This window comes from Microvirga sp. Mcv34 (assembly GCF_024519725.1).
GTDB lineage: Bacteria > Pseudomonadota > Alphaproteobacteria > Rhizobiales > Beijerinckiaceae > Microvirga.
This window is the reverse complement of record NZ_JALJRK010000166.1, coordinates 1-4,858: the sequence shown is the minus strand read 5'-3', so window position 1 is coordinate 4,858 and position 4,858 is coordinate 1. Positions and strand designations below refer to the sequence as shown.

Here is a 4,858-nt window from a genome sequence, read left to right as displayed (position 1 = left end):
CCTTGGCAGCCTTGTGCTGATCCCAAGTCTAAACGCCTAAAAGAACCGTGCGTGACGAGCAGTTCGGCTCTCACATTTACCACTAGAGATCGAGCCGGACGGCCCATCGCGCCACCCTCGACCCTGCAGGCTCGCAGCGCAAGCTGCGGGCCCACAGGTGCTGGCTCTTTGACATGAGGAAGCATCACCCGCTGCGTCATGGCCGCACTCGTTGCGGCCACCCACGTCTTTGGAACCGCACCGTCACCACGGCGTGGATGCCGGGCCCAGGGCCGGGCATGACGATGGAGCGACAGCTCTGTCATCCCGTGGCCGCGTCAGCGGAAACCAGGACCCAGAACCGCCGATGCGGGAGAATGGGATGCCCCGCGGGATGCTTCATCTGAACCCTCGGCGGTTCCTGGGCCCTCTGCCGATGCGGTGCCGGAGACGCGGGGTCTTCCCGAGCCGATCAGAGGCAACACTGCCCACGAAACGCAGTCCTGCCATCTGAGCATTTGCGATTGTGCTCCGAAAGTCTTAAATCAGCGGCATGTCAGGAAGGGCGGGGCCCTTCGCCTCAGGGGTTTAGCTTCATGGCCGTCGTTCTCGACCTCCTCAACAAGGATCTGCGTCCTCGCCATCCGGAAAAGGCGCACCGGCCGGACCAACCCGTTCAGCAGCGCAAGCCGGAATGGATCCGCGTGAAGGCTCCGGGCTCGCCGAAATGGGCCGAGACCAACCGGATCGTGCGCGAGAACAAGCTCGTGACCGTGTGCGAGGAGGCGGGCTGCCCCAATATCGGTGAGTGCTGGGAGAAGAAGCACGCCACCTTCATGATTATGGGCGACACCTGCACCCGCGCCTGCGCCTTCTGCAACGTGAAGACCGGAATGCCGCAGGCCCTCGACCCGAACGAGCCCGAGAGCGTGGCGAAGGCGGTCGAGAAGCTCGGCCTCGAGCACGTGGTCATCACCTCGGTGGACCGGGACGACCTGGCCGACGGCGGGGCGCAGCATTTCGCCGACGTGATTCTTGCCATCCGGACCCGCTCGCCGAAGACCACCATCGAGATCCTGACGCCGGACTTCCTGCGCAAGCCCGGCGCGCTCGAGATCGTGGTCGCGGCCAAGCCCGACGTGTTCAACCACAATCTGGAGACCGTGCCGTCCAAGTATCTGAAGGTCCGGCCCGGCGCGCGTTACTTCCACTCCATCCGCCTGCTCCAGCAGGTGAAGGAACTGGACCCGACCATCTTCACCAAGTCCGGCATCATGGTCGGGCTGGGCGAGGAGCGGAACGAGGTGCTCCAGCTCATGGACGACCTGCGCTCGGCGGATGTGGACTTCATGACCATCGGCCAATACCTCCAGCCGACCAAGAAGCACCATCAGGTGATCCGCTTCGTGACGCCGGATGAGTTCAAGGCCTATGAAACCACCGCCTATGCCAAGGGTTTCCTCCTCGTCTCCTCGACCCCGTTGACGCGGTCCTCGCATCACGCGGGAGAGGATTTTGCCAAGCTGAAGGCGGCTCGTCTGACGAAGCTCGGCTGATATCGGGCGCGTAATTTCGGACGAGGCATGGAGCGCATTCTGGTCATCGGCAGCCCGGGCGCGGGCAAGAGCACCCTGGCGAGCCGGCTCGCCGGGCGCCTCGACCTGCCGCTGATCCACCTCGACCGAGAGTATTTCGGGCCCGGCTGGGCCACGCCCTCCCGCGAGGAGTGGCGCGAGCGGGTCCGGGGGCTCGCGGAGCGGCCCGCCTGGATCATGGACGGCAACTACGCCAGCACCTTCGACATCCGGGTGCCCCGCGCCACGACGATCGTCTGGCTCGACCTGCCGCGCTGGCAGTGCGCGTCGAGCGTGCTCTGGCGGGTTGCACGGAATTACGGCCGGTCGCGGCCGGATCTCGGCTCCGCTGGGCCGGAGCGCTTCGACTGGTCCTTCATGCGATGGATCTGGTCCTATCCCGACCGAATGCGGCCGAAGACGCTGCGCATGCTGGAGCGCCTGCGCTCCGACCAGCGGTTCCACGTGCTGCGGTCCCGTTCCGACATCCCGGCCCTGGAGGCCGCGCTTTCAACTGTCAAAGAGGCCGCCTGAGCATGCCGACCTTTCGCACCACGCGTTCCGTCCAGCACAGTCCGGCCCAGATGTTCGCCCTCGTGGCCGATGTGGAGCGTTATCCGGAATTCGTGCCGCTCTGCGAGGACCTGAGGATCATGCGTCGGGTTCAGAGCGGGGAGGGCATCGAGATGCTCGTGGCCACCATGTCGGTAGGCTACAAGGCCATCAACGAGACCTTCACGACCCGCGTGACCCTGGACGACGCGCGCCGTAAGATCACGGTCGAGTACGTGGACGGACCGTTCAAGTACCTCGAAAACCGCTGGACCTTCCGGGAAGCGCCCGGCGGCGGCTGCGAGGTCGAGTTCTACATCAACTATGAATTCAAGAGCTTCGCCCTCGGCTTGCTCATGGGCTCCGTCTTCGACAAGGCCTTCCGTAAGTTCACCGAGGCCTTCGAGGAGCGGGCAGACGAGATCTACGGGACAGCTTCGAAGGCGCAGGCCGGAGCGAGGAAGGCCTGATCAGCAAATGGCCTGCTCCAGCAGCGACAGGGCATCCTCCACGGCCCGGCGGCGCACGTTCCCGCGGCCGAGATCGCCATAGCGCCGCTCCAGGTGAATTGTCGGGGCTCCCTTGCGGGCGAGCCCGAAATGGACGAGCCCCACCGGTTTCGTTGCCGTTCCACCGGTTGGGCCTGCGACACCCGTGATGGCGACGGCCACGTCGGCCCGGGAATGGGCCAGCGCCCCCTCGGCCATGGCGCGGGCCACGGGCTCGCTGACGGCTCCATGACCGGCGATCAGGTCAGCCGGGACTCCGATCAGCTCCGTCTTCGCCTCGTTGGAATACGTCACGAAGCCGCGCTCGACCACCGCCGAGGAGCCGGAAATCTCGGTCAGCAGGGCGGCTACCAGCCCGCCGGTGCAGGATTCTGCGGTGGCGATCTTCAGGCCCTTTTCCCGATAAGTGTCGAGCAGTGCCGCGGCGCGCGTGGTCATTTCGGACGTCATGCGCTCACCTCCGGCAGGCGGATCGTCGCGGCCGCCTGGGCGGCGATGCCCTCGGAACGGCCAGTAAATCCAAGCTTCTCGGTCGTCGTGGCCTTGAGCGAGACCTGATCCAGGCGAAGCCCGGAGATCTCGGCGATCCGCTGCCGCATTGCCTCCCGGTGCGGGCCGAGCCGGGGCTTCTCGCACAGGAGCGTGGCGTCGAGATGATCGACGATCCCGCCGCGCCTGGCGACGAGCCCGACGGCATGGGCCAGGAACCGGTCGGACGAGGCGCCGCGCCATTGCGGGTCGCTCGGCGGGAAATGAGTGCCGATGTCGCCGTCCGCGAGGGCGCCGAGGATCGCATCCGTCAGGGCGTGAAGGATCACGTCCCCGTCTGAATGGGCGAGGACCCCGCGATCGTGGGGAACCTTGATGCCGCCGAGCCAGACATGATCGCCATCGCCGAAGGCATGGACGTCGAATCCCGTTCCGAGGCGGGTTATGTAAGTCATGGCGTCGCCTTTCAAACGCTGTTCGGCTTCTTGGAAATCCACCGGGTGGGTGAGCTTGATGTTACCGGTGTCGCCATCGAACACGTGAACCGTCGAACCGGCCCATTCCGCCAGGGCTCCGTCATCCGTGAAGGCGCTCAGGCCCGCGGCGGCGGCCCGGCGGTGCGCGTCGAGGAGAAGCGGAAAACGGAAGGCCTGCGGGGTCTGCACGGCCCTGAGCGTCGCCCGGTCCGGCGTGGAGAGAACCTCCGACCGGCTCCCGATCACCTTGATCGTATCGGTCACGGGCGTTCCAGGGACGGCGGCGCCCAAGCGCCCCGCCGCAGCGACGGCGCGGTCGATCAGTTCGGGGCCGGCAAAGGGGCGCGCGGCATCGTGGACGAGAACGAGTTCCGGATCGTGTCCCGCCAGAGCCTCCAGCCCGTTCCTCACCGAATCCTGCCTCGTGTCGCCCCCGTGGACACATGGCAGAAGCGCCGATGACGGGGCTGGCAGAAGCGCGACGGCCGCTTCATAGAGCGACCGGTCGTCGGGATGAATCACCACGACGGTATGACCGATCCCGGGGTGCGTGAGGAAAGCCGACAGCGTTCTCGACAGAACGGGGATGCCGCCGAGCCCCCGATACTGCTTCGGCACGCCTTCGCCCGCTCTGGAACCGCGTCCGGCAGCAACGATGAGAGCGGCGACTGACATTCAAGGACCTCTTTGTAACGAACGCTCTCCTAAGCGTGACACAAAGGGAAGGCAAATCCCTCCGGGAGGGGCTTGCACCCAACAGCAAATTGGCTATTGATTAGGCACAATGAGTTTTGATCAAAAAATAGGCGAAAGCGGTTTCGACATCGGCGCTGTCAACGTCGAAGCGGCAGCCATTCTTGCACCTTTGTCCGGGGTTACGGATGTCGCATTCCGGCGCATCGCCAAGCGCCTTGGGGCTGGTCTCGTCGTGTCCGAAATGGTGGCTTCTGACGAGCTGGTGCGAGGCTCGGAAGAGGCGCAGCTGAGAGCAGAGGGAGCCGGGATCGAGCCGCACGTCGTCCAGCTGGCCGGCTGCGAGCCGCATTGGATGGCCGAGGCCGCCCGGGTCGCCGAAGCGGCAGGAGCGCGCATCATCGACATCAATATGGGCTGCCCGGCGAAGCGCGTGATCGGCGGCTATGCCGGGTCGGCGCTCATGCGCGATCTCGATCATGCGGCCCGGCTCATCGAGGCGACTGTACAGGCCGCCAATGTCCCGGTGACGGTCAAGATGCGCCTCGGCTGGGATCATGGCACGATGAACGCGCCGGAACTCGCC

6 protein-coding genes are annotated in these 4,858 nt (G+C 65.7%); 4 read left to right on the top strand and 2 right to left on the bottom strand.

Annotated features, from left to right (window positions below; translation table 11 throughout):
- Positions 1 to 575 precede the first annotated feature (575 nt).
- From lipA to OC446_RS29350, 3 genes are read left to right on the top strand one after another with little or no spacing between them, the layout of a single operon-like run.
- Positions 576 to 1,535 carry a lipoyl synthase gene (gene lipA, locus OC446_RS29360; RefSeq protein WP_262032440.1) on the top strand — a complete coding sequence of 320 codons (960 nt, stop codon included), beginning with the start codon at positions 576 to 578 and terminating at the stop codon, positions 1,533 to 1,535.
- Between the two features lie 27 nt (positions 1,536 to 1,562).
- Positions 1,563 to 2,087: an adenylate kinase gene (locus OC446_RS29355; RefSeq protein ID WP_262032439.1), complete on the top strand. Its 525-nt coding sequence runs from the start codon at positions 1,563 to 1,565 to the stop codon at positions 2,085 to 2,087.
- Between the two features lie 2 nt (positions 2,088 to 2,089).
- Positions 2,090 to 2,575, top strand: a complete 486-nt coding sequence (locus OC446_RS29350; protein WP_262032438.1) for a type II toxin-antitoxin system RatA family toxin — start codon at positions 2,090 to 2,092, stop codon at positions 2,573 to 2,575.
- On the opposite strand, the gene OC446_RS29345 is transcribed toward OC446_RS29350, so the two are convergent.
- Positions 2,576 to 3,064, bottom strand: a complete 489-nt coding sequence (locus tag OC446_RS29345) for a CinA family protein (RefSeq protein ID WP_262032437.1) — start codon at positions 3,062 to 3,064, stop codon at positions 2,576 to 2,578. It lies immediately after the preceding gene.
- Positions 3,061 to 4,254, bottom strand: coding sequence for a bifunctional 2-C-methyl-D-erythritol 4-phosphate cytidylyltransferase/2-C-methyl-D-erythritol 2,4-cyclodiphosphate synthase (locus OC446_RS29340; RefSeq protein ID WP_262032436.1), 1,194 nt, complete (start codon positions 4,252 to 4,254; stop codon positions 3,061 to 3,063). Before OC446_RS29340 ends, OC446_RS29345 begins: the two co-directional genes overlap by 4 nt.
- Positions 4,255 to 4,363: 109 nt before the next feature.
- Between OC446_RS29340 and OC446_RS29335 the strand changes: the two genes are divergently transcribed.
- Positions 4,364 to 4,858, top strand: a 495-nt coding sequence (locus tag OC446_RS29335) for a tRNA dihydrouridine synthase (protein ID WP_262032435.1), incomplete at its 3' end; no start/stop codon positions are given.

What these genes read in the sequence shown, in the direction of transcription:
- lipA (WP_262032440.1), top strand. Translation starts at nt 576, where the DNA reads ATGGCCGTCGTTCTCGACCTCCTCAACAAGGATCTGCGTCCTCGCCAT.
- OC446_RS29355 (WP_262032439.1), top strand. Translation starts at nt 1,563, where the DNA reads ATGGAGCGCATTCTGGTCATCGGCAGCCCGGGCGCGGGCAAGAGCACC.
- OC446_RS29350 (WP_262032438.1), top strand. Translation starts at nt 2,090, where the DNA reads ATGCCGACCTTTCGCACCACGCGTTCCGTCCAGCACAGTCCGGCCCAG.
- OC446_RS29345 (WP_262032437.1), bottom strand. Translation starts at nt 3,064, where the DNA reads ATGACGTCCGAAATGACCACGCGCGCCGCGGCACTGCTCGACACTTAT.
- OC446_RS29340 (WP_262032436.1), bottom strand. Translation starts at nt 4,254, where the DNA reads ATGTCAGTCGCCGCTCTCATCGTTGCTGCCGGACGCGGTTCCAGAGCG.